We start from the raw sequence: 737 nt of genomic DNA on the forward strand, positions 1-737 counted from the left end.
CGAAAAGAAGCGCTGCAGGAATTAAAAACAAAACTTGAGGAAAAAACAGCAGTTCACACGCTTCAGTTCGATGTGCGGGACAAAGAGGCAGTGCAATCAGCAATTGAGAGCCTTCCGCAGGATTTCAGCCAGATCGATGTGCTGGTGAACAACGCCGGCAATGCTCACGGCCTGGATCCTATTCAAAAAGGCAGCCTCGAAGACTGGGACGCCATGATCGACATTAACGTTAAAGGATTACTCTATGTGAGCCGGGCAATCATTCCGCAGATGCTGGAGAGAAGATCCGGAGATATTGTGAACATTGGTTCTCTTGCGGGAAAAGAAGTTTACCCAAATGGGAATGTTTACAGCGCCAGTAAACATGCAGTTGACGCGATCAATAAAGGTATGCGCATTGACCTCAATGGCACCGGAATTAGAGTAGGCGCCATTAATCCTGGACTCGTGGAAACAAATTTTAGCGAAATACGCTTTAAAGGCGATTCAGAAAGGGCAAGTTCTGTGTATAAAGGTTATGAGCCTTTAAAACCAGAAGATATTGCCGATCTTGTTGTTTTCATGGTCACCAGACCTGCTCATGTCAACATTGCAGACCTGCTTGTACTGCCAACAGCTCAAGCCAACTCTACTATTGTCCACAAGGAGTAAGCAGAAATGATCAACAAACGCCTTCTTATTAAGAACCTGCTCGCGCATAATAGCGAAAACAGTTTTTATGATAAAAAGCGACAGAT

Annotated in this window: 1 protein-coding gene; it reads left to right on the top strand. The window is 44.9% G+C overall.

Translation table 11 applies throughout. The features are described 5' to 3' along the window. Window positions 1-651, top strand: a 651-nt coding sequence (locus HC175_RS15770) for an SDR family NAD(P)-dependent oxidoreductase (RefSeq protein ID WP_168139385.1), incomplete at its 5' end; no start/stop codon positions are given. Window positions 652-737: the final 86 nt, after the last annotated feature.

It is taken from the genome of Salinimicrobium oceani, assembly GCF_012037645.1.